This is a genomic window from Delftia sp. (assembly GCF_059499305.1).
The window spans coordinates 25,172-47,252 of sequence record NZ_JCABYI010000022.1 but is presented as its reverse complement, the minus strand read 5'-3'; the positions used below and the strand labels follow the sequence as shown (position 1 = coordinate 47,252).

Genomic DNA, 22,081 nt, shown 5'->3' with positions numbered 1-22,081 from the left:
CTGCAGCGCCGACAGAGCGCACAGCACCCGATTGGGCGCTGTGCGCTCTGGGCCATCAATGTCCTGCGCTTACAGGAACGAGTAGAAGCAGCGGAACGGAATCTTGCGCTCGGCCCAGTACTCGGCCGCGTCGCGGAAGCTGTCCAGCAGCTGCTCGCGCACTTCCTTGTCGAACTTGGGCGTGGTCGGGATCTGGTCGAGCACGAGCACAAAGCCCGGCTGCGGGCCGGCCTTGTGGATGGGGTCGGTCAGGCAGTCGTAGAGCGCGTCGAAGTTCTTGCCGAAATGCGCGGGGAAGAAGAACTGCGTGGCCAGCAGTTCCAGGATGTCGGCCTTGGTCTGCGCATGGGCCAGGTTGGCATACAGAAAATGGCACCCCAGCGTCTCGGCCGCCTGTTGCAGATCCTCCACCCTGTAGGCGCGGATGGACTGCACGATGTTGGCGCGCACGTTCCGCAAAGGGGTGTCCGGGATCTTACGAAGTGGTGCATCCATCTCCGTGGCTCTTTCTCTAACGTGGATGTGGCCTGCGGGTACGGGCACGTGGCCTGCGGCGTCCCCGGGCTGTGGATGAAATGCAGACCCCTGCCAGCGCACTGCGTCGGACGCGGAGGGTCGAACTGGCTGCAAAGACTGGGTCGAGGTCATTCGATGATCTTGCGAAAGCTGCTGTAGTGGTCGCTGGTGTAGTAGCAGGCATCGGGCTGCCGTGGCTCTCCGCCGCAGACGATGCGGCGGGCTCCGCGGTCACGCGAGCCGGGGGTGCGCACCGTGTACTCACGGTAGTAGCCGCGCGACTGGCGCGGCAGGATGCGCTCGCGGTTGCCGAACACCGTGCCGTCCTTGTCGTGGGCAAAAGGCCCGCCGCGCAGGATCAGCGTATAGGTGGAACGGCCTTCGCGCGGCAGCTCTGACAGGGTGACGGTGGCCATGGCCGCCGTCGAATCCGCGCTCTCGGGCGCCGAGCGGCGCGCATCAGCGAGCGAGGGCGACAGCACAAAGGCGGCCCCGACGATGAGCGCTAGACCGGACTGGTACGCCTTGGCGGCGGCTGCCTTCAGCATCAACTACACCTTTCAGAAATCCAGGGAAGCCCTGAAATCTCGACCCGCTAGTGTGACGGAACCCCCCTCAAAATGCAAGTTCTGCCTAAAAAACAGGCAGCTTGACCGAGGAAATGTCTGGGGATTGAACAGTGAGAAGGCAACTCTGCGCCTGAGTTGCCTTCCATTCAATGCAAATGCCGCCCGTTGTCTCAAAAACGCGCGCGGCCAAAACGAGGGACACCGAGCAAGGGCCGCCCCGCAGCGAGGGTGTCGTCCCCCTCCCGCGAAGCGAGAGAGGGCGCCGTGCACACGGGGGAAGCGGCGAAGCCGCTCTTAACGGTTAGCGTTAGCGTCCGCCACCGTCAGCGCCGTCATGTTGACGATACGGCGCACCGTCGTGCTCGGCGTGAGGATGTGCACGGGACGGGCGGCGCCCAGCAGCACGGGGCCGATGGCAATGCCGCCGCCAGCGGCCTGCTTGAGCAGGTTGTAGCTGATGTTGGCCGCGTCGATGTTGGGCATGACCAGCAGGTTGGCATTGCCCAGCAGCGTGCTGTTGGGCATGAGCTGGGCGCGGGCCTTGCCGTCCAGGGCCACGTCGCCGTGCATCTCGCCGTCCACTTCCAGCCAGGGGGCCTGCTCGCGCAGCAGCTCCAGGGTCTGGCGCATCTTGACGGCGCTGGGCTGGTTGCTGGAGCCGTAGTTGGAGTGCGACAGCAGGGCGGCCTTGGGCTTGACGCCGAAGCGCATCATTTCCTCGGCGGCCATGATGGTGATCTCGGCCAGCTGCTCGGCCGTGGGGTCGTAGTTGACGTGGGTGTCCACCAGGAAGACCTGGCGGTCGGGCAGCAGCAGGCCGTTCATGCAGGCATAGGTCTGCACGCCGGCGCGGCGGCCGATCACCTGGTCCACGTACTGCAGGTGGTGCGATGTCTGGCCCCAGGTGCCGGTGATCAGGCCGTCCACTTCGCCCTTGTGCAGCAGCATGGAGCCGATCAGGGTCAGGCGGCGGCGCATCTCGATCCTGGCGATGGGCACGGTGATGCCCTTGCGCTCGGTCATGCGGTGGTAGGTCTGCCAGAAGTCGCGGTAGCGCTCGTCGTGCTCGACGTTGACCACGTCGTAGTCCTGGCCCTCCTTCAGGCGCAGGCCGAACTTCTCGATGCGCTGGGCAATGATGGCCGGGCGACCGATCAGCGTGGGGCGCGCAATGCGCTCGTCCACCACGATCTGCGCGGCGCGCAGGATGCGCTCTTCCTCGCCTTCGGCATAGGCCACGCGCTTCTTGGTGGCCTTCTTGGCCGTGGCGAACAGCGGCTTCATCATCGTGCCCGAGGCGTAGACGAAGGTCTGCAGATGGGCGCGGTAGGCATCCATGTCCTGGATCGGGCGCTGGGCCACGCCGCATTCGGCGGCAGCCTGGGCCACGGCCGAGGCGATCTTCATCATCAGGCGCGGATCGAAGGGCTTGGGGATCAGGTACTCAGGACCGAAGCTCAGCTGCTCGCCCACGTAGGCTGCCGCCACTTCCTCGCTCTGCTCGGCCTGGGCCAGTTCGGCGATGGCGTGGACGGTGGCGATTTCCATCTCGGTGGTGATGGTGGTCGCGCCGCAGTCCAGCGCACCGCGGAAGATGTACGGGAAACACAGGACGTTGTTGACCTGGTTGGGATAGTCCGAGCGGCCCGTGGCGATGATGGCGTCGCTGCGCACGGCCTTGACGTCTTCGGGAACGATTTCGGGGTTGGGATTGGCCAGCGCGAAGATCACCGGGCGCGCGGCCATCTTGACCACCATGTCCTGCTTGAGCACGCCGCCAGCGGACAGGCCCAGGAAGACGTCGGCGCCTTCGATGACCTGGCCCAGGGTGCGCAGCTCGGTGGCGCGTGCGAACTGGGCCTTGTCCTCGTCCATCAGTTCGGTGCGGCCTTCGTAGACCACGCCGGCCAGGTCGGTGACGAACACGTTCTCCCGGCGCAGGCCGACCTTGAGCAGCAGGTTCAGGCAGGCCAGGGCAGCGGCGCCCGCGCCCGAGGCGACGAGCCGGACCTCCTCGATCTTCTTGCCCGCGACCTTGAGCGCGTTGACCATGGCCGCAGCCACGGTGATGGCCGTGCCGTGCTGGTCATCGTGGAAGACGGGGATCTTCAGGCGGCGGCGCAGTTCGCGCTCCACGAAGAAGCACTCGGGCGCCTTGATGTCTTCCAGGTTGATGGCGCCGAAGGTGGGCTCCAGCGCGGCGATCACGTCGACCAGCTTTTGCGGGTCCTTCTCGTTGATCTCGATGTCGAAGACGTCCACGCCCGCGAACTTCTTGAACAGGACGGCCTTGCCTTCCATCACCGGCTTGGAGGCCAGCGCGCCGATGTCGCCCAGTCCCAGCACGGCCGTGCCGTTGGAGATCACGGCCACCAGGTTGCCGCGCGCCGTGTACTTGAAGGCGGCGGCCGGGTCCTTGACGATCTCTTCGCAGGGCGCTGCCACGCCGGGCGAGTAGGCCAGGGCCAGGTCATGCTGGTTGGCCATGGGCTTGGTCGGCACGATGGTCAACTTGCCGGGCTTGGGAAACTCGTGGTATTCGAGTGCGGCACGGCGCAGCTGGGCACGTTTATCGGAAGGGGTCGGGGCCGTGTTGTCGGACATCAAGCGTCTCCAGCGAAGGCATGGCCAACGCACGCGCGGATCAGCCCGCGTGCCGTCGGCCGAGGTAGGGGGGAACCGATTGTAGGCCGACAGGCAATAGCCGGGCCCTGCTGTGAAACTGTTGTGATGCCTGGTTGCCCAATGTCCTGCGGCGGCGGCGGTCTTTGCTTGCGCGGCGCCGCAAAGCCGGGCAATCAGATGGCGTCCATCAGATGGCGTCCAGCGGAAACACCGGGCGGCTGACCCGGGCGAACGGAAAGCGCGAATAGTCCGAGGTGGTCACGCCGGGGCTGTCGCACTCGACCAGGCCGGCCGACAGCGGCACGAAGACGGGCCGGCAGTACATGCGCGACTTGAGCAGCACGAAGCGAAAGCGCGTCGGGTCCATGCCCACGCAGTGGAACACGCCCAGGTCCCAGGGCTCGTGCGTCTGCTCGGTGATCACGATCTGCGCTGCGCCCGTGTCCAGGCAGACCGTGCGGCCCATGTGGCAGCGCTGGCCGGTGTAGATGGGGCCGCTGACCGTGTAGGCGCCGTCGCTGACGGCGCGCACCGTGCCGCGCAGCCGCAGCGGCTGCTTGTGCAGGCCGATGCGTTCCAGCGAGACCTTGTTGCCCAGCGCGATCTCCACCTCGGCTCCTTCGCCGGCCGCCGTGAGCGAGGCAACCGCTTCGGGGTCGCACAGCGGGCCCACGGCAATGCCTGACAGGCCCAGCTCCAGCGCGGTCTGCAGCACGTCCATGGTGTCGCAGGTGCCGCCGGACATGCAGTTGTCGCCATGGTCGAGCAGCAGCACGGGGCGGTCGGCGCCGTCGGCCAGGGCCTGGGCGCGGCGCAGCGAATCGGCCAGCGGCTCGCTGCGGTAGACGAAGTCGGCGCGGCGCTGCCAGATCCGGGCGGCCAGCGCGTCCACGCTCGCCTGGGTGGCCGCGCGCTCGTCGGTCCTGCAGGTGGCGACCACGCTCACGCAGGGCGCGGCGATGTCGGCCAGCGAGAAGCCGCCGAACACCGAGACCGCGGGCAGGCCCTCCGCTTCCAGGGCGCGCGCTGCGTTCACGGCGTCCAGCATGGGGCCGTCCAGCGTGGTGCTGCGCAGCGTGTGGCTCATCAGGGGCAGGCGGTGCCAGCACACGGCGTAGCGCGCGCGGCCGGCCAGCATGTCCAGCAGCAGCCGGCCCGCGTGCTCGCCGGTCTCGTACATGTCGATGTGCGGATAGGTCTTGAAGCCCACCATCACATCGGCATTGCCCACCATTTTTTCGGTGATGTTGCCGTGCAGGTCCAGCGCCAAGCCAACGGGCACGCCGGGCGCGGCGGCGCGCACGCGTTCGAGCAGGTCGCCTTCGCCGTCGGCGCTGTTCTCGGCCACCATGGCGCCGTGCAGGTCCAGCAAGATGGCATCGCAGCCCGGCGCGGCCGCCACGATGCGGTGCGTGAGTTCGTCATAGGCGGCCGCATGCACGGGGCCGCTGGGATTGGAGGTGGCCGATACCGGCGTGACCAGGGTGGCGCCCGCCGCCTCGGCCAGGTCGATGAAGGCGGCCATGGCCGTGCGCATGCCCTTGTTGGCCGAATAGGCCGCCTCGCCATAGGTGGGCGCAAACGCCTCGATGGGCGTGGGCACGGGCGAGAAGGTATTGGTCTCGTGGTTGAGCCGGGCGATCAGGATCTTCATGCCGGCACCCCGCCGTCCGCTGCCTGCACCACGCCCGCGGCCGCCAGCATGGCGCGCAGCAGCACGTTGCAGCCGGCCTCCAGGTGGGCGGGCTCGGCATCCTCGATCTCGTTGTGGCTGATGCCGTCGGCGCAGGGCACGAAGATCATGGCGGCAGGCGCCACGCGCGCCAGGTAGACGGCATCGTGGCCCGCGCCGCTGACCACGTCCATGGCGCTGTAGCCCAGGTCGGCGGCATTGGCGCGCACGGCCTCCACCAGGTGTGGCGTGAACGGCTGGGGCGGGAAGTAGACGACCTGCTCCAGGCCAACGGTCACGCCATGCGCGGCCGCAATGCGCTCGCAGGCCGCGCGCAGTGCGGCGTCCATGTCCAGCAACTGGCCGTCGTCCGGCGCGCGCAGGTCCACGCTGAGCTTGACGCCGCCCGGGATCACGTTGCGCGAGTTGGGAAACACCTCCAGCGATCCCACGGTGCCGCGCGCATGCGGCAGGCGGTCCAGGGCGATGCGGTTGACCTCGGCCACGATGCAGCTGGCGGCCAGCAGGGCGTCGCGGCGCAGCTCCATGGGCGTGGGGCCGGCATGGGCCTCCATGCCCTGCACGCTGACGTCGTACCAGCGCTGGCCCAGCGCGGCGCTGACCACGCCGATCACGCGTTCATGGTTTTCCAGCACCGGGCCCTGTTCGATATGGGCCTCGAAATACGCGCCCACCGCAGGCGCCGGGCCGGCCGGCCCGGCATAGCCGATGGCGCGCAGCGCCTCGTCCACGCTCACGCCCTGGGCATCGCGCTGGGCCAGCGCATGCTCCAGCGTGAAGGCATTGACGAACACGCCCGAGCCCATCATCACGGGCACGAAGCGCGAGCCTTCCTCGTTGGTCCACACGGCCACTTCCACCGGGGCACGCGTGCGCACCCCGCCATCGTTGAGCGTGCGCAGCACCTCCAGCCCGGCCAGCACGCCGTAGTTGCCGTCGAACTTGCCGCCCGTGGGCTGGGTGTCGATGTGGCTGCCCGTCATCACGGGCGGCAGCGCATCGTCCAGGCCCGCGCGCCGCGCGAAGATGTTGCCGATGGCATCGACGCGGATGCTGCAGCCGGTCTCGCGCGCCCACTGCACGAAGAGATCGCGCCCCTGGCGGTCCAGGTCCGTCAGCGCCAGGCGGCACACGCCGCCCTTGGGTGTGGCGCCTATGCGCGCCAGGTCCATCAGCGATTGCCACAGGCGGGCGCCGTCGGTGCGCAGCCCGGCCGCAACGGCGGCGGCTGCAAGAGGGGTACTGAGATCCATGAATGACTCCTGGGAATGCGAAAGGCGGTGGATCAGGCGATCCCTACACCGAGATACCGGTCCTTGATGGCGTCATCGGCCAGGAAAGCGGCATTGCCTGCCTCGTGCGCAATCGCACCCTGTTCGATGATGTAGTGGCGGTCGGCCAGCTGGGTGCAGACCTCCAGGTTCTGCTCCACCAGCAAGATCGCCACGCCAGCGGCCTTGATGGTCTTGAGCTGGGCCACGATCTCCTCCACGATCACGGGCGCCAGGCCCTCGACGGGCTCGTCCAGCATGAGCAGGCGCGGCGCGTTCATCAGGGCGCGGCCTATGGCCAGCATCTGCTGCTCGCCACCCGACAGCTGCCCGCCGCCGTTGCCGCGCCGCTCCTTGAGGCGCGGGAAGATGCGGTAGATGTCGGCCAGCTGCCAGGGCGAGCGTTTGCGCTGGCCCAGCATCAGGTTCTCCTCCACCGTGAGCAGCTTGAAGATGCCGCGGTGCTCGGGCACCAGGCAGATGCCGCGCTGGGCCACCTGGTGCGTGGCCAGCCGGTGCACGGGCTCGCCGCCGAAGCGGATCTGCCCCTGCGAGGGCTGCATCACGCCTGCGATGGACTTGAGTGTGGTGGTCTTGCCCGCGCCGTTGCGGCCCAGCAGCGTGACCAGCTCGCCGTCCTGCACCTGCAGCGACACGCCCTGCAGCACATGGCTCTTGCCGTAGTGGGCGTGTATGCCCTCGACCGAAAGCAGGGGACCGCTCATGCCTTTCCTCCCGTGATCATGTTGCCCAGATAGGCGCTGCGCACACGCTCGTCGGCGCGGATCTCGTGGGGCAGGCCTTCGGCCAGCACACGGCCCTGCTGCATGACGGTGATGGTGTCGGAGATGTCCATGACGATGTTCATGTTGTGCTCGATGAGCACCACGGTGTGCTCATCCCTGAGGCCCTGGATCAGGCGCTTCATCTCGTCCAGGTCATCGATGCCCATGCCCGAGGTCGGCTCGTCCAGGAAGATGGCCTTGGGCCGCGCGGCCAGGGCCATGCCCACCTCCAGCCGCCGCTGCTGGCCGTGCGAGAGGTTGCCGGCCGGCGTGTCCGCATGGCGCTCCAGGCCCAGGCGCGAGAGCACGCTGGCCACGGTGTCGGCCAGGGCGCGAGCACCCACGGGCGCGTTCCAGCAGTCCAGCGCCCTGGCGGGCGCCACGCCCTGGGCGGCCAGGCGCAGGTTCTCGCGCACGGGCAGGGTCAGGAACAGGCTGGTGACCTGAAAGGACCGTGCCATGCCACGCCGCACGCGGCGGTGGTCGGGCTCGCGCGTCACGTCGTGGCCGTCGAACACGATGCGCCCGCCGCTCACGCTCTTGGTGCCCGTGAGCATGTGGAACAGGGTGGTCTTGCCCGCGCCGTTGGGGCCGATCACCGAGTGCACGGTATGGGCGCGCACCTTGAGGTCCACGCCGCCCAGGGCGACGAACTTGTCATAGCGCTTCTCGACGCCCACGGCCTCGAGCAGGATGGGAGATGCTGCGGCGCTCATGCCTGGCCTCCTTTGGTTTCTGCAGCGGCCGCCGCGGCATCTGCCGGCCCTTTGCGGCGCACCAGGGCCCACAGGCTCTCGCCCAGGCCCCACAGGCCGCGCTGCAGGCCCAGGCTCACGATCATCAGCACCACGCCCAGCAGCAGCAGCCAGCGCGGCCACAGCGTGGACAGCCAGTCGCCCAGCAGCACATAGAAGGCCGCGCCCAGCACCGAGGCCAGCAGGTTGCCCGTGCCGCCGATCACGGTCATCACCAGAATCATTTCGCTGGTGTGGTACTCGGCATTGGACAGCGGGGCGATGCCCGTCATCATGGCGTGCAGCGCGCCGGCCAGGCCCGTGACTGCGCCCGAGATCACGAAGGCCTGCAGCTTCAGCAGCCTCAGGTCGTAGCCCACGGCGGCGGCGCGCTCCTCGTTGTCGCGCACGGCCAGCAGCGTGCGGCCGAACATGGAGTCGCAGACGCGGCGCAGCAGCCAGAACACCACCAGAAAGAGCACGGCCACAAAGCCGTAGTACTGCCAGGGCGTGGCCAGCGGCCACAGCGTCTGGCCGGCCACCGCGAGGGCGGGGCGGGGCACATCGAGCAGGCCGTTGTCGCCGCCGGTGATGTCCGTGGCCGAGTAGGCGATGAAGTAGAACATCTGCGCAAACGCCAGGGTGAGCATCACGAAATAGGTGCCGCGCTGGCGTATGGCCACCCAGCCGACGATGGCCGCGCCCACGGCGCCCATGGCGGTGGCGGCCAGCAGGGCCAGCGGCATGGGCAGGGGCCAGCGTGTCAGCAGCAGGGCGATGGTGTAGCTGCCCAGCCCGAAGAAGATGCCCTGCCCGAAGGACAGCAGCCCCGTGTAGCCCAGCAGCAGATTGCAGCCCATGGCCGCGAGGCCGAAGATCAGCACTTCGCTGGCCAGCGAGCCCGACTGCATGCACAGCGGCATGGCCACCACGATGGCCAGCGCGAGAAGGAGATGGGAATGCCTGGTCATGGTCTTCATCCTTTGCGGCCCAGCAGGCCATGGGGTCGCAGCAGCAGCACGGCGGCCATGGCCACGTAGATCATCAGGCGCGCGCCCTCGGGCCACAGCGTGCTCATCACGCTTTGCACGATGCCGATCAGCAGGCCGCCGACCAGTGCGCCGCCGAAGCTGCCCAGCCCGCCCACGACCACGATCACGAAGGCCACGCCCAGCGCCTCCACGCCCATGAAGGGCTCGGCGCCGCGTATGGGCGCGGCCAGCACGCCGGCCAGCGCCGCCGTGGCGGCGCCCAGCGCGAACACCAGGCTGAAGATGCGCAGCACGTTCACGCCCAGCAGGGACACCATCTCGGTCGATTCGCTGCCCGCGCGCACCGCGCTGCCCAGCCGCGTGCCTTCCAGCAGCCACCACAGCAGCACGGCCAGCACGGCGGTGAAGCCGATCACGAACAGCCGGTACTTGGGATAGACGAAGCTGCCCCACATCACCACGCCCTGCAGCAGATCGGGCACGGCCACGCTGTCGCCCAGCGGGCCCCATTGCACGATCACCAGCTCCTGCACCACCAGGGCCAGGCCCACGGTGACGATGATGTGGAACTCATGCGCCTTGGCATACACATGGCGCAGCATGAGCTTTTCCACCAGCCAGCCCAGCGCGCCCACGGCCAGCGGCACCACGATCAGGGACAGCCAGAAGCTCATGCCCCAGCGCGTCATCTGGTAGCAGAAATAGGCGCCCAGCAGGTAGAAGGCACCGTGCGCGAAATTCACGAAACGCAGCAGGCCGAAAACGATGGACAGGCCCACGGCCAACAGGAAATACAGCATGCCTATGCCGATCCCGTTGATGGTCTGAAGCAGATAGATGCTCATACAGGGTCCGAAACGATGGACGAAGGAGGCGCCGTGGCGGCCTTGATGCGCGGTTCGCCATGAAACTGGCGAGGCCCAGGCGAGGGGCACCGAGCAAGGGCCGCCCCGCCGCGAGGGTGCCGTCCCCCCCGCGACGCGAGAGGGGGAAGCGGCGTAGCCGCTCAGGGGGCTTTCAAGCCAATTTGCAGCCGGTCTGGTCTACGGGCAGGAAGGACTTGCCGGAGCTGACCACATCCACGTAGTCGTCCTTGTTCTTCATCTTGGACTTGGCCTTGCCCTTGAGCAGGTAGTAGTTCTTGAGCACCTGGTGGTCTGCCTTGCGCACCTCTTCCTCGCCCGTCAGGCCCTGGTACTTCATACCTTCCAGCGCGGCGACCACGGCCTTGGGGTCGACCGTGCCGGCCTTGACGATGGCATCGATCATCAGCTTGGTGCAGATGTAGTGGCCGGCCAGGCTGTAGTTGGGATTGGCCTTGAACTTGTCGTTGCAGCGCTGCACCAGATCACGGTTGAGCGGCGTGTCCACCGTGTGCCAGTACTGGGCGCCGAAGTACACGCCGTCGCACAGGTCGGCGCCCAGCGACTCGAACTGCTCCAGCCCCGAGGCCCAGGCGATCAGGATGGTCATGTTCTTGTTCATGCCGAAGCTGATGGCCTGGCGCAGCGTGTCCGAGGACTGGGCGCCGAAGTTCAGCAGCAGCAGCACGTCGGGCTTGGCGGCCACGGCATTGGTCAGGTAGCCGCTGAACTCCTTTTCGGTCAGCGAGTGGTAGCTGTTGCCCACATGCTCGATGCCCTTTTCCTTGAAGATGTTCTTGGCCGCCGTAAGCAGGCCGTCGCCGAACACGTACTGCGGCGTGATGGTGTACCAGCGCTTGGCCTTGGGCAGGGATTCGATCAGCGGGCGCACGGTCTGCTCGATGGCGCCGAAGGTGGGTGCCGACCAGCGGAAGGTGGCGCTGTTGCAGTCCTTGCCCGTGATCTCGTCTGCGCCTGCGGTGGTGATGAAGATGCCGCCGGCCTTCTCGGCCTCCTTGCCCATGGCCAGCGCCTCCGACGACAGGATGCCGCCTGCGAAAAAGCGCGTGCCCTGCTGCTGCGAAGACTCCTGCAGCTTGCGCACGGCCGTGGCGGGCTTGCCCTCGGTGTCCAGCACGGTGTAGGCCAGCGGGCGGCCCAGCGCCTTGCCGTATTGCTCTATGGCCAGCTTCATGCCCAGGTCCGCGTACTTGCCGTTGGCCGCGAAGGCGCCCGACATGGGCACGGGGCAGGCGAACTGGATGCTGTCCTTGGACTGCGCCCAGACGCTGCGGCCCAGGCCCAGCGATGCGGGCAATGCGCCCAGTGCCGAGAGTTGCAGGAGGTGACGACGTTGCATGGGATCTCCGTGATGGGGACTGAAGGCGCTGCGGCCCGGGTACGCTTTTCAGAGCAAGTTGCATGCCAGTCGAAACGGGTGCGTGCAGGCTCCTTGATTCATATTTATAGTGATAAATACAAGGAATAGGGCGCGTGCTAACCCTAGGCGCAAACGCCCACGCGCCATGGCGGTGCATACTGCACCAAACCCGTATGCAGACTGGGCGCGGACACGATCCGGTGCCCTTCCGGAGAACACAACAATGGCTACACCCAAGTCGGCCCCCCTGGCGATCCGGCAACTCAAGCGCCCGGATCTGGTGGCCCAGGAGATCAAGCGTCTGATCACCGAAAAGAACCTCAGCCCCGGCGACCGCCTGCCGCGCGAAAGCGAGCTGCAGGCCCAGTTCCAGGTCAGCAAGGGAACGATCCGCGAGGCCCTCAAGTCGCTGGAAGTGCAGGGGCTGATCACCATCTCCACCGGCCCTTCGGGCGGTGGCACGGTCGTCGAGGTGCCGCTGGACCGCACGCTGCAGTTCATGCAGAACTACCTGTTCTTCCAGGAGGTGACCATCGACGACATCTACACGGTGCGCCAGATGCTGGAGCCCGAGCTGGCGGCAGGCGCCGTGCCCCATCTGACCGAGGCCGATTTCGAGGCCCTGGAGCACAGCATCGCCTGCTGCGATCCCACGCAAAGCAGCGACGACCTGGTGAGCCAGCGGCGCGAGGACGTGAACTTCCACGACATCCTGGCGGCCGCCAACCCCAACCCGTTCCTGCGCTTCACCTGCGAGCTGATCAACGAGATGATCCGCCAGCTCATCGTCTTCGCCAACCGTACTCCGCAGGCCGAGCACCGGCGCTTCGGCGAGGCCAATGCGCAGTTCCACCGCAGCATCGTGCAGGCCGCGCGCGAGCGCGATGCTGCGAAGGTGCGCGCATTGATGCAGGAGCACATGCGCGATGCGGCCAGCAGCGTCAAGCGCATGAAGGGCCGCATCCAGGGCCGGCTCATCCTCGATGCCGACAGCCTGCGCAGCCCGCGTCCGCGACGCGCCGTGCAGCCGGTGGAAAAGGCCGCAGCGACAGCGCCAGGGACTGCGTCAAAAACAACGGCAAGGGCGAGCGCAAGGACCACCGCGAAGGCCCCGGCAAAGGCCCCCGCAAAAACCATCCCAAAGGCCTCCGCAAAGACGGCTGCGAAGGCTCCGGCAAAGTCGCCTGCAAAGGCCACGTCCGCGCGTCCCGCTGCCGCACGCAAGCGCGCGGCCTCCTGAGCTGTCCCGCACCGGTCATCGGCGCCCCACGCCACGCGTTTCGCGCTGCCCGCTGCTGGTATGCTGCCGCGCGCTTGGCCTTCACGCATTCCCCTCACGAGACAACAGCATGAGACAAACCCCTTTCGCATCCTCCCGCACCTCGGTGCGCCGCGCAGCCCTGTGGCACGCCCTGGCCGGCGGCCTTGCGCTGGCGGCCACGCTGGCGGCGCCCCTTGCCCATGCCCAGGGCGCAGGCAGCTATCCGTCCAAGACCATTCGCCTGGTCGTGCCCTTCGCACCCGGTGGCTCCACCGACATCCTGGGCCGCCTGCTGGCGCAAAAGCTGGGCGAGAGCATGCACACCACGGTGGTGGTGGACAACAAGCCCGGTGCCAACGGCACCATCGGCTGCGACCTGGTGGCCAAGGCGCCGGCCGACGGCTACACCGTGGTGCTGGGCGACGTGGGCTGCATGGCCATGGCCAAGGGCCTGTACACCAAGCTGCCCTATGACCCGCTGCGCGACTTCGCGCCCATCAGCCTGGTGGCGCGCAGCCCGCTGGTGCTCACCGTGGGCGCGCAAAGCCCGTTCCACTCGCTCAAGGAGCTGACGGCGGCGGCCCAGGCCCAGCCCGGCAAGCTCAACTACCCCTCGTCGGGCACGGGCGGACCCAACCATCTGGGCGCCGAGCTGTATGCCATGCAGGCCAAGGTCAAGATCGGCCACGTGCCCTACAAGGGCAGCGCGCCTTCGGTGGTGTCGCTGGCCGCCGGCGAGACCGACTTCGGCTTTCTCACGGCCGTGACCATTGCCGCGCAGCTCAAGGCCGGCAAGGTGCGCGCGCTGGCCGTGGCCCACAACGAACGCCTGCAGTCCATGCCCGACGTGCCCACCATGTCGGAGGCAGGCCTCAAGGACTTCACGGCCGATGCCTGGTTCCTCGCGGCCGTGCCCGCAGGCACGCCCAAGCCCATCGTGGACCGGCTCTACGCCGAGATCGCCAAGGCCCTGCCCGCGCCCGAGGTCAAGGAAAAGCTGGACGCCATGGGCGTGCTGCCCTCGGGCCTCAAGCCCGATGCCTCGGCCCAGTTCCTGCGCGTGGAAGTGGACAAGTGGCGCGATGTGATCAAGAACGCGGGCATTACGCTGGACTGATTTCGCAGCCTTGCCGTTGCCATGCAAAAAGCCCCTGCGGCCTCACGGCCCAGGGGCTTTTCTCATGTGCCGGAGATGCTCAGTTCGTTTCGGTCAGGGCATCGCCCAGGGCGCTGACCAGCCGCTCGATCTCGGCCTTCTCGCTGATGAAGGGCGGCGCGATCTGGATGGTGTCGCCGCCGTAGCGCACGTAAAAGCCCTTGTCCCAGCACTTCATGGCGATCTCGTAGGGACGGCGTGCCGGCTCGCCGGGCAGCGACTCGATGGTGAAGCCCGCAGCCAGGCCGAAGTTGCGGATGTCGGCCACATGCTTTGCTCCCTTGAGGCTGTGCACGGCCTGCTCGAAGAACGGGGCCAGCGCGCGCACGCGGCCCGGGCCGTCCTCGCGCTGCAGCAGGTCCAGCGCGGCCACGCCCGCCGCGCAGGCAATGGGGTGGGCCGAGTAGGTATAGCCGTGCGGGAACTCCAGCATGTACTCGGGGCCGCCCGCTGCCATGAAGGTGTCGTAGATCTCCTTGCTGGCCACCACGGCGCCCAGGGGCTGGGCGCCATTGGTCACCTGCTTGGCGATGTTCATGATGTCGGGCGTGACGCCGAAGGCCTCCGCCCCCGTCATGGCGCCGCAGCGGCCGAAGCCCGTGATGACCTCGTCGAAGATCAGCAGGATGTTGTTCTGCGTGCAGATCTCGCGCAGGCGCTGCAGGTAGCCGGCCGGCGGAATCACCACGCCGGCCGAGCCCGAGAAGGGCTCGACGATGACGGCCGCGATGTTGCTGGCGTCATGCAGGGCGATCAGGTCCAGCAGCCGGTCGGCCAGCGCGCGGCCATCGGTGGTGGGCATGCCTTTGTGGAAGGACCCCAGCGCCGGCTGCGTGTGCGGCAGGTGGTCGGCCTCCACGCCCTGGCCGAAGGTCTTGCGGTTGCCCACCATGCCGCCGACCGAGATGCCGCCGAAGTTCACGCCGTGGTAGCCCTTCTCGCGCCCGATCAGCCGGGTCTTGCCGCCCTGGCCCTTGGCGCGCCAGTAGGCGCGTGCCATCTTCAGCGCCGTGTCGGCGGCTTCCGAGCCCGAGCCCGTGAAGAACACATGGTCCAGACCTGCGGGCGTCAGCTCCTTGATCTTGTTGGCCAGCGCGAACGAGGCCGGGTGGCCGAACTGGAAGGCCGGCGCATAGTCCAGCTGCTGGGCCGCGCGGCCGATGGCTTCGGCGATCTCGCGGCGGCCATGGCCCAGGCCCGAGCACCACAGGCCCGACAGGCCGTCGAAGATCTTGCGGCCGTCGGAATCGGTGTAGTAGGCGCCCTGGGCGCTGGTGATCATGCGCGGGCGCGCCTTGAACTCGCGGTTGCCGGTGAAGGGCATCCAGTGGGCCTCGAGCCAGGCGGCATCGGTGCGCGTGGCGGGGGCGGCGCTTTGTTCGGTGGGAACCAGGGTCATGGCGATCTCCTCGAGCCTAGGGAAGAAATGTGGATCGGCCCATTGTGAGCGCGCTGTTTGATTTCGCGAAGAGCACGATATCGAGGTTTACTTGCATATTTCTGCAAGTGACCAAGCGCCTGCCGGTCGCGGCATGGCGTGCGCGCATTGGGGGAATCCGTCGCCACTGCCGCCCCGTGGCTCCCCTATAGTGGCTCCCCTGTAGCGGTGGCCATGTCCGGCAAGCACACCGGGAGGCGAATGGCGATGGCGGAATTTTCTCTGGATACACCTGCGAGCCGCCGGGCACGCGATGGCCGTGCGCGTGCGGCGCTGGGCCAGCTGGGCGACATGGATCTGCGCCTGCTGCGCGTGTTCAAGGCCGTGGTCGAGTGCGGCGGCATGTCGGCTGCCGAGCTGGAGCTGAACATCGGCAGCTCCACGCTGAGCCGCCACATGAAGGACCTGGAAGAGCGCCTGGGCCTGACGCTGTGCCGGCGCGGGCGCGCCGGCTTCGCACTCACGCCCGAAGGCCACCGCATCTACGAGGCCACGCTGCAGCTGCTGGGCGGCGTGGAGGGGTTTCTGGGCCAGGTGGACGACATCCATGGCCGGCTGGCCGGCACGCTGGACGTGGCGCTGTTCGACAAGACCGTGGGCAATCCGCAGTCACGCATTCCCGAGGCGATAGGCCTGCTGCACGATCAGGCGCCGCAACTGCACCTGCGGCTGCACGTGGCCTCGATACAGGCCATCGAGCGCGGACTGATGGAGGGGCGCTGGCAGGTGGGCGTGCTGCCCTCTGCACCCAGTTCGGGCGCGCTGGACAGTGCCCGGTTGTTCGGCGAGCGCATGCAGCTGTACTGCGCTCCCGGCCATCCGCTGCATGGCGCCGACCATGGCGGGCTGGACTGGGACAGCCTGGGCGCACATGCCTTTGCAGGCCTGGGCTACCAGTCACCCAATATGGCGCTCAGCCACCAGGCCGGCCTGCAGCGCCAGGCCACGGGTTTTGACCAGGAGGCCATTGCCATGCTGGTGCGCTCGGGCCGCTACCTGGGATTTCTGCCCGACCACTATGCACAGGCCATGGAGGGCCAGGGTCTGCTGCAGGCCGTGGCCCCCCACCGGTTCTTCTATCTCTGTGATTTCTTCGCGGTCTGGCGCAGTGCCGTGGTGCCTGGGCGTGCAGCCCGTGTGTTCATCGACGCGCTGCTGGGCGTGCACCGTGAATGAACGGCTTTGCCACAGCCTTGGCAAGAGGAAAATCACAGGTTTGCGAAGAGGTTATGCACAGTTTTTGGCACAGCTTGTGCACATATTTTCCAGCGTATGCGCTTGACAATGTTTGGCATTGTGACCGGCGCCGGGGCTTCAGTCCGCCCCGATGCGGTCGAAAGGCATGTATGGATTCCGTGCCGGCCATGGGCCGCACGGGCAGCGCCTTGATACCAACGATTTCGCATTTCCCGGGTTCTTGCACCATGCGCCGCCATGTCCACCTCTCTTGCCGCCACGGCAGGGCCGGGTTTCAGCCCGTGCCGCCATCGACCATCCTTGCCAGGGTTTCGGTCAGCCAATTGCCGAATGAGGCGTCCGCGCTGAAGGACCGCAGGGGCTTGGGCATGTTCGTGCTCCTGGCGGGTTCAGGCCGCAGCCGCAGTGGCTGCTGCAGGCGACGCCATGCCGGCGCCCGCGTCGGCACGGCGGCGCAGGCCGCGCTCCCACAGCTTTTCATGGAAGAAGAAGGCCACGGCCTGCACCGTGGGCTCCAGCAGGCTGAGCGTCAGCGCGGCCCAGAGATTGCGGGTCACGGCATAGGCCACGGCCGCTGCCACGGTGACATGAATGACGTAGTAGCTGGCAGTCTTCAACAGCGTGCGGCGGTGGTGGTGAAGGGTCTGGCGGATGCGGCTCATGGGGCTCTCCTCGGGATGAGACTCCATGCTAGGTGTGCGAAATAGTTATGGCCAATCGAAAATGATCATCAAAGTTATAAACACTATAGATGGCCGGCTGTTGCGTGCTGCGGCCTTGTGCCATGCCGGGGGCGCGCCATGAGCTGGGACCAGATTTTCGTGCTCGGCTGGGCGCCGCATCCGCAGTGGTTCCAGTGGCTGCATCCGGGCCTGGTGACGCTGTCGGTGCTGGTGGCCGTGGCCACGTCGGTGATGGCCATGCAGATTGCCGGGCTGGCGCGCGATGCCGCGTCGCCGCGCATACGCCGCGTGGGCGTGCTCACGGGCGCCTTCTGCCTGGGCGCGGGCATCTGGGCCATGCACTTCATCGGCATGCTGGCCTTCGTGCCCTGCACCTTTGGCGACTACGACCCCTGGATCACCACGCTGTCCATGCTGCCCAGCATGCTGGCGTCCTGGCTGGCGCTGACGCTGATGGTGCGGCCGCAGCTGTCCACGCAGGCGCTGGTGGGCGGCGGCGTGCTCATGGGGCTGGGCATTGGCTCCATGCACTACATCGGCATGGCGGCGGCCCAGACCTGGACCTCGATGCTCTACGACCCCTGGGGCGTGCTGCTGTCGGTGATCGTGGCGGCAGGCATGGCCATGCTGTCGCTGTGGGTGCGCTTCAGGCTGGGCAACACGGGCCGGCTGTGGCCCACGCTGGTGGCCGGCATCGTCATGGGCCTGGCCATTTCCTGCATGCACTATGCGGGCCTGTATGCACTGCGCCTCAAGCCTGAGATCGATGTGCTGGCGCAGGTGGAGTCGCCCACGCATGCGCTGCTGGTGTTCTCCATCGTCGGCATGGTGGTGCTGATCTTCGGTCTGGTGTTCGCGGTCAACATGACGCTGCGCTACCGCCAGATCTATCGCCAGGTGCAGCGCAGCGAATCGCGCCTGCGCGCCGTGGTGGAGACGGCAGTGGACGGCATCGTGATGATCAACGGGCGCGGCAGCATCGTTTCGTTCAACGGCGCGGCCGAGCGGCTGCTGGGCTGGACGGCGCAGGAGGTGGTGGGCCGCAGCGCCAGCCTGCTCATGCCCGCGTCGGGCTGCGATGGCGATGGCGGCTCGCTGCAAAAGCATCTGGCCACGGGCTTTGCGGGCCTGCTGGGCTCCAGCCGCGATATCAACGCCATGCACAAGGACGGCACGCAGATCGCCGTGCGCCTGGCCGTGGGGCGGGTGGCGATTGCCGGCGATCCGCTGTACGTGGGCTTTGTGACCGATATCCGCGAGCGCCGCCAGATGCTGCAGTCGCTGCGCCGCAGCGAGGAGCAGTACCGCACCCTCATCAACAACGTGCCCGGCACCACGTTCCGCTGCCTGTACGACGGCAAATGGACGCCGCTGCTGCTCAGCCGCTCCATCGAGGAGTTGACGGGCTGGACCGAGCAGGATTTCACCGATGGCCTCACGGGCTGGGACCGGCTCATCCACGCCGAGGACCGCGACCGGCTGGAGGCTGCGGTGGCGCATTCTCTGGCGCGGCGCCAGACCTACAACGCCGACTACCGCCTGCTGCACCGCGACGGCAGCACGCGCTGGGTGTCCGAGACCGGGCGCGGCGTCTTCAACGAACAGGACGAACTGACCTGGATCGACGGCGTGATCATGGACCAGACGGCGGCGCGCGCGCGCAATGCCGAGTTCGAGGGCACGGTGCGCGCCATCGACCTGTCGCTGGCCACCATCGAGTACGACCTGCGCGGCCATGTGCTGCGCGCCAACCGCAATTTCCTGGACCTGTTCGGCTACCGGCTCGACGAGGTCGCGGGCCGCCACCACGGCATGTTCTGCGAGCCCGGCTATGCGCATTCGCCCGAGCATGTGCAGTTCTGGCGCCGCCTGGCCGAGGGCGAGTTCCAGGCCGGCGAGTTCCTGCGCTGCGGGCACGAGGGGCGGCGCATCTGGGTGCAGGCCACCTACAACCCCATACGCGGTGCCGACGGCCGGCCCTACAAAATCGTCAAGCTGCTCACCGACATCAGCGCCCAGCGCAAGCTGGCCCAGGAGCTGGTGCTGGCCAAGGAGCATGCCGAAGCCGCGGCCGCCGCGCGCAGCACCTTCCTGGCCAACATGAGCCACGAGATCCGCACGCCCATGAACGCCATCATCGGCTTCACCGAGGCGTTGCGCGAAACCGCGCTGCAGCCCACGCAGGCGCGCTACCTGGACACGGTGCACTACGCGGCGCGCTCCATGCTGCGCCTGCTCAACGACATCCTGGACACGGCCAAGCTCGACAAGGGCGCGGTGGAGCTGGAGATAGAGGACTTCTCGGTGCGCGAGCTGTGCCAGCAGATCCTGGCATCGCTGCGCATCACGGCCGATCGCAAGGGCCTGGACCTGCGCCTGGACTACGACCCGCACACGCCGGCCGCGCTGCGCGGCGACGGCATGCGTGTGCAGCAGATCCTGGTGAACCTGCTGGGCAATGCCGTGAAGTTCACCGAACGCGGCCATGTGCTGCTGCGCGTGCGCTACGAGCAGGGCGTGCTCCAGCTCGATGTGCATGACACGGGCATAGGCATCGCGGCCGAGAAGATCCACCGCATCTTCGACCCCTTTGCCCAGGCCGACGCCTCGACCACGCGGCGTTTCGGCGGCACGGGCCTGGGCACGACCATCTCGCGCCAGCTGGCCGAACTCATGGGCGGCAGCATCCAGCTGCACAGCACGGTGGGCGTGGGCACGGTGTTCGAGGTGCGCCTGCCCCTGCCGGTCGGCGAGAGCCCGCTGTCCGAGCGCGGGGCGGCCAGCCGCGGCCTGCCGCCGCTGCACATCCTGGCCGTGGACGATGTGCCCGAGAACCTGGAGCTGCTGCAGATCAACTTCTCCAGCCAGAACCACCAGATGGTGCTGGCCCACGACGGTGCCGAGGCGCTGCGCTGCGTGCAGGCGCAGGAGCCGCCTTTCGACGTGGTGCTGATGGACCTGCAGATGCCGGGCATGGACGGCCTGGCGGCGGCGCGCGCCATCCGTGTCTGGGAGCGGCAGCTGCAGCGCCGGCCCGTGCCCATCGTCGCGCTGTCGGCCAGCGTGCTGGAGAAGGACCGCAGCGACGCCACCGCCGCCGGCATGGACGGCTTTGCCTCCAAGCCGCTGGACATGGCGCGGCTGCAGGCCGAGATCGCACGCCTGCTGTCGCTGCAGGTGGCGCTCAAGGAGGCCAGGCCGCCCGCGCCCGCCAGCGCCCAGCCGGGGCTGCCTGATGTCACGGTGGACTGGGCCTCGGGCATTGCGCTGTGGGGCCGGGTCGATCCGCTGGTGGCCGCCATTCGGCGTTTCCTCAACGAACAGCTGGACCTGGCCGACCGCCTGCGCCGTGCCCTGCAGCGCCCCGGACCCGAGGCCTTGATCGGCCTGGCGCACCGCGTGCGCGGCGCGGCCGGCAACCTGGGCCTGCAGGCCGTGTACCGGCTGGCATCGCGCCTGGAAGGCCTGGCGCAGGAGGGCGCCGGGCAGCCGCAGCTGCTTGCCCTCATCGACCAGCTGCACCAGGCGCTGGATGCCGTCGCGCGCGAGCTGCGCCAGCGCCACCCGGCCGCCATGCCGATGGCCGAGGCACAGGGGGCGGCATCGGGCGAGGCGCCGGGCCATGCGTGGGCGCAGGCCGAGGGCGATGCGGCGCCCCAGGCGGGCGCACCCGCCCTGCCTGCCGATGCCCGGCCCTGGCTGGAGCGCATCGTGGCCGCCTTGCACAGCGGGGAGCTGGACGGGCAGGCCATGCAGGCCCTCGTGCGCATGCTGACGGCCGAACAGCTTCAGCCGCTGCAGCAGGCACTGGATAATTTCGACTTCGAGCGCGCGCAGGAATGCGCCCAGCAGTTGCAGCAGCAACTGCCCTCGAACGATGGAGACAGAGCATGAATGCGCCCAATCTATTGGCAACGGACAAGCGCCCGCGCCTGCTGCTGGTCGATGACGACCCGACCAACCTGCATGTGCTGCGCCAGATCCTGGGCGAGGATTACCGGCTCTCGTTCGCCACGGACGGGCGCAAGGCTCTGCAGCTGGCCCAGCACCAGCCGGACCTGATCCTGCTGGACATCATGATGCCCGAGCTGGACGGCTACGCCGTGTGCCGCCAGCTCAAGGCGCAGGCCGACACGGCCCGCATCCCGGTGATCTTCATCACCGCCCTGTCTGACGGACAGGACGAGGCCCTGGGCTTTGCCTCGGGCGCGGTGGACTACATCGTCAAGCCCGTGCGCGCGCCCGTGGTGCGGGCGCGGGTGCGCAACCACCTGTCGCTGGTCAAGCTCGACGAGCTGCGCAGCACGCGGCTGCAGATCGTGCAGCGCCTGGGCCGCGCGGCCGAGTACCGCGACAACGAGACCGGCATGCACGTGATCCGCATGAGCCACTACGCCAAGACACTGGCCTTGGCGGCCGGCTGCACCGACGAATGGGCGGACGACCTGCTCAACGCCGCGCCCATGCACGATGTGGGCAAGATCGGCATCCCCGATGCCATCCTGCTCAAGAACGGCCCGCTGACGGCCGAGGAATGGACGGTCATGCGCCGCCATCCGCAGATCGGCGCCGAGATCATCGGCGAGCACGATTCCCAGGTGCTGCAGATGGCCTACAGCATCGCGCTGACCCACCACGAGAAATGGGACGGCACGGGCTATCCGCAGGGCCTGGCGGGCGAGGACATACCGCTGGCCTCGCGCATCGTGGCCGTGGCCGACGTGTTCGATGCCCTCACCACGGAACGCCCCTACAAACACGCGTGGACGGTGGACGACGCCATGGATCACATAGAGCAGCAGGCCGGCGCCCACTTCGACCCGCGCCTGGTGCCGCTGTTCATCGGCCTGCGCCCGCAGCTGGAAGACATACGCGAGCGCTGGAAGGATTGACGGGGAACCGATTCCGGCAGGGTGC

17 protein-coding genes are annotated in these 22,081 nt (G+C 67.9%); 5 read left to right on the top strand and 12 right to left on the bottom strand.

Annotated elements, in window-relative coordinates; translation table 11 throughout:
* Window positions 1–69: 69 nt before the first annotated feature.
* The 10 genes from AC5I49_RS12820 to AC5I49_RS12775 form a co-directional block, all read right to left on the bottom strand.
* Window positions 70–495, bottom strand: coding sequence for a barstar family protein (locus tag AC5I49_RS12820; protein ID WP_013804792.1), 426 nt, complete (start codon window positions 493–495; stop codon window positions 70–72).
* Between the two features lie 149 nt (window positions 496–644).
* The gene (locus tag AC5I49_RS12815; RefSeq protein WP_047219257.1) at window positions 645–1,064 is read right to left on the bottom strand and encodes a guanyl-specific ribonuclease; all 420 of its coding nucleotides are present in this window, start codon (window positions 1,062–1,064) and stop codon (window positions 645–647) included.
* Between the two features lie 315 nt (window positions 1,065–1,379).
* Window positions 1,380–3,689, bottom strand: coding sequence for an NADP-dependent malic enzyme (locus AC5I49_RS12810; RefSeq protein ID WP_016447231.1), 2,310 nt, complete (start codon window positions 3,687–3,689; stop codon window positions 1,380–1,382).
* A 208-nt stretch (window positions 3,690–3,897) separates the two neighbouring features.
* Window positions 3,898–5,364 (bottom strand): M81 family metallopeptidase, encoded by a 1,467-nt coding sequence (locus AC5I49_RS12805; RefSeq protein WP_495789461.1) that lies wholly within the window; start codon window positions 5,362–5,364, stop codon window positions 3,898–3,900.
* Window positions 5,361–6,656 (bottom strand): Zn-dependent hydrolase, encoded by a 1,296-nt coding sequence (locus AC5I49_RS12800; protein ID WP_495789460.1) that lies wholly within the window; start codon window positions 6,654–6,656, stop codon window positions 5,361–5,363. The genes AC5I49_RS12805 and AC5I49_RS12800 overlap by 4 nt, the downstream gene beginning before the upstream one ends.
* Window positions 6,657–6,688: 32 nt before the next feature.
* On the bottom strand, window positions 6,689–7,399 hold the full coding sequence (locus tag AC5I49_RS12795; RefSeq protein ID WP_017404300.1) for an ABC transporter ATP-binding protein: 711 nt from the start codon (window positions 7,397–7,399) through the stop codon (window positions 6,689–6,691).
* The gene (locus tag AC5I49_RS12790; RefSeq protein ID WP_012207823.1) at window positions 7,396–8,175 is read right to left on the bottom strand and encodes an ABC transporter ATP-binding protein; all 780 of its coding nucleotides are present in this window, start codon (window positions 8,173–8,175) and stop codon (window positions 7,396–7,398) included. Before AC5I49_RS12790 ends, AC5I49_RS12795 begins: the two co-directional genes overlap by 4 nt.
* Window positions 8,172–9,164, bottom strand: a complete 993-nt coding sequence (locus AC5I49_RS12785; RefSeq protein ID WP_026062103.1) for a branched-chain amino acid ABC transporter permease — start codon at window positions 9,162–9,164, stop codon at window positions 8,172–8,174. The genes AC5I49_RS12790 and AC5I49_RS12785 overlap by 4 nt, the downstream gene beginning before the upstream one ends.
* 5 nt (window positions 9,165–9,169) lie before the next feature.
* Complete coding sequence (locus tag AC5I49_RS12780) at window positions 9,170–10,030, bottom strand: branched-chain amino acid ABC transporter permease (protein WP_016447227.1); 861 nt, start codon at window positions 10,028–10,030, stop codon at window positions 9,170–9,172.
* A gap of 172 nt (window positions 10,031–10,202) precedes the next feature.
* Window positions 10,203–11,408, bottom strand: coding sequence for an ABC transporter substrate-binding protein (locus tag AC5I49_RS12775; RefSeq protein ID WP_026062102.1), 1,206 nt, complete (start codon window positions 11,406–11,408; stop codon window positions 10,203–10,205).
* A 244-nt stretch (window positions 11,409–11,652) separates the two neighbouring features.
* Here AC5I49_RS12775 and AC5I49_RS12770 point away from each other — a divergent pair, with 244 nt between their 5' ends.
* Window positions 11,653–12,669: a FadR/GntR family transcriptional regulator gene (locus AC5I49_RS12770; RefSeq protein ID WP_209670365.1), complete on the top strand. Its 1,017-nt coding sequence runs from the start codon at window positions 11,653–11,655 to the stop codon at window positions 12,667–12,669.
* Between the two features lie 109 nt (window positions 12,670–12,778).
* Entirely contained in the window at window positions 12,779–13,807 is a 1,029-nt protein-coding gene (locus AC5I49_RS12765) for a Bug family tripartite tricarboxylate transporter substrate binding protein (protein ID WP_495789459.1), read from the top strand.
* A gap of 79 nt (window positions 13,808–13,886) precedes the next feature.
* Here the strand turns inward: AC5I49_RS12765 and aptA are convergent, their stop codons facing one another.
* A complete protein-coding gene (gene aptA, locus AC5I49_RS12760) occupies window positions 13,887–15,245 on the bottom strand; it encodes an omega-aminotransferase AptA (protein WP_203400182.1) in 1,359 nt (452 codons plus the stop codon).
* Between the two features lie 246 nt (window positions 15,246–15,491).
* Between aptA and AC5I49_RS12755 the strand changes: the two genes are divergently transcribed.
* On the top strand, window positions 15,492–16,460 hold the full coding sequence (locus AC5I49_RS12755; protein WP_046238008.1) for a LysR family transcriptional regulator: 969 nt from the start codon (window positions 15,492–15,494) through the stop codon (window positions 16,458–16,460).
* Between the two features lie 410 nt (window positions 16,461–16,870).
* Here AC5I49_RS12755 and AC5I49_RS12750 read toward each other — a convergent pair whose 3' ends face one another.
* Complete coding sequence (locus tag AC5I49_RS12750; RefSeq protein WP_046238009.1) at window positions 16,871–17,143, bottom strand: DUF2061 domain-containing protein; 273 nt, start codon at window positions 17,141–17,143, stop codon at window positions 16,871–16,873.
* A 138-nt stretch (window positions 17,144–17,281) separates the two neighbouring features.
* Between AC5I49_RS12750 and AC5I49_RS12745 the strand changes: the two genes are divergently transcribed.
* Window positions 17,282–21,058, top strand: a complete 3,777-nt coding sequence (locus tag AC5I49_RS12745) for a PAS domain S-box protein (RefSeq protein WP_495789458.1) — start codon at window positions 17,282–17,284, stop codon at window positions 21,056–21,058.
* Complete coding sequence (locus AC5I49_RS12740; protein WP_016447218.1) at window positions 21,055–22,056, top strand: HD-GYP domain-containing protein; 1,002 nt, start codon at window positions 21,055–21,057, stop codon at window positions 22,054–22,056. The genes AC5I49_RS12745 and AC5I49_RS12740 overlap by 4 nt, the downstream gene beginning before the upstream one ends.
* Window positions 22,057–22,081 lie beyond the last annotated feature (25 nt).

What these genes read in the sequence shown, in the direction of transcription:
- AC5I49_RS12820 (WP_013804792.1), bottom strand. Translation starts at nt 495, where the DNA reads ATGGATGCACCACTTCGTAAGATCCCGGACACCCCTTTGCGGAACGTG.
- AC5I49_RS12815 (WP_047219257.1), bottom strand. Translation starts at nt 1,064, where the DNA reads ATGCTGAAGGCAGCCGCCGCCAAGGCGTACCAGTCCGGTCTAGCGCTC.
- AC5I49_RS12810 (WP_016447231.1), bottom strand. Translation starts at nt 3,689, where the DNA reads ATGTCCGACAACACGGCCCCGACCCCTTCCGATAAACGTGCCCAGCTG.
- AC5I49_RS12805 (WP_495789461.1), bottom strand. Translation starts at nt 5,364, where the DNA reads ATGAAGATCCTGATCGCCCGGCTCAACCACGAGACCAATACCTTCTCG.
- AC5I49_RS12800 (WP_495789460.1), bottom strand. Translation starts at nt 6,656, where the DNA reads ATGGATCTCAGTACCCCTCTTGCAGCCGCCGCCGTTGCGGCCGGGCTG.
- AC5I49_RS12795 (WP_017404300.1), bottom strand. Translation starts at nt 7,399, where the DNA reads ATGAGCGGTCCCCTGCTTTCGGTCGAGGGCATACACGCCCACTACGGC.
- AC5I49_RS12790 (WP_012207823.1), bottom strand. Translation starts at nt 8,175, where the DNA reads ATGAGCGCCGCAGCATCTCCCATCCTGCTCGAGGCCGTGGGCGTCGAG.
- AC5I49_RS12785 (WP_026062103.1), bottom strand. Translation starts at nt 9,164, where the DNA reads ATGACCAGGCATTCCCATCTCCTTCTCGCGCTGGCCATCGTGGTGGCC.
- AC5I49_RS12780 (WP_016447227.1), bottom strand. Translation starts at nt 10,030, where the DNA reads ATGAGCATCTATCTGCTTCAGACCATCAACGGGATCGGCATAGGCATG.
- AC5I49_RS12775 (WP_026062102.1), bottom strand. Translation starts at nt 11,408, where the DNA reads ATGCAACGTCGTCACCTCCTGCAACTCTCGGCACTGGGCGCATTGCCC.
- AC5I49_RS12770 (WP_209670365.1), top strand. Translation starts at nt 11,653, where the DNA reads ATGGCTACACCCAAGTCGGCCCCCCTGGCGATCCGGCAACTCAAGCGC.
- AC5I49_RS12765 (WP_495789459.1), top strand. Translation starts at nt 12,779, where the DNA reads ATGAGACAAACCCCTTTCGCATCCTCCCGCACCTCGGTGCGCCGCGCA.
- aptA (WP_203400182.1), bottom strand. Translation starts at nt 15,245, where the DNA reads ATGACCCTGGTTCCCACCGAACAAAGCGCCGCCCCCGCCACGCGCACC.
- AC5I49_RS12755 (WP_046238008.1), top strand. Translation starts at nt 15,492, where the DNA reads ATGGCGGAATTTTCTCTGGATACACCTGCGAGCCGCCGGGCACGCGAT.
- AC5I49_RS12750 (WP_046238009.1), bottom strand. Translation starts at nt 17,143, where the DNA reads ATGAGCCGCATCCGCCAGACCCTTCACCACCACCGCCGCACGCTGTTG.
- AC5I49_RS12745 (WP_495789458.1), top strand. Translation starts at nt 17,282, where the DNA reads ATGAGCTGGGACCAGATTTTCGTGCTCGGCTGGGCGCCGCATCCGCAG.
- AC5I49_RS12740 (WP_016447218.1), top strand. Translation starts at nt 21,055, where the DNA reads ATGAATGCGCCCAATCTATTGGCAACGGACAAGCGCCCGCGCCTGCTG.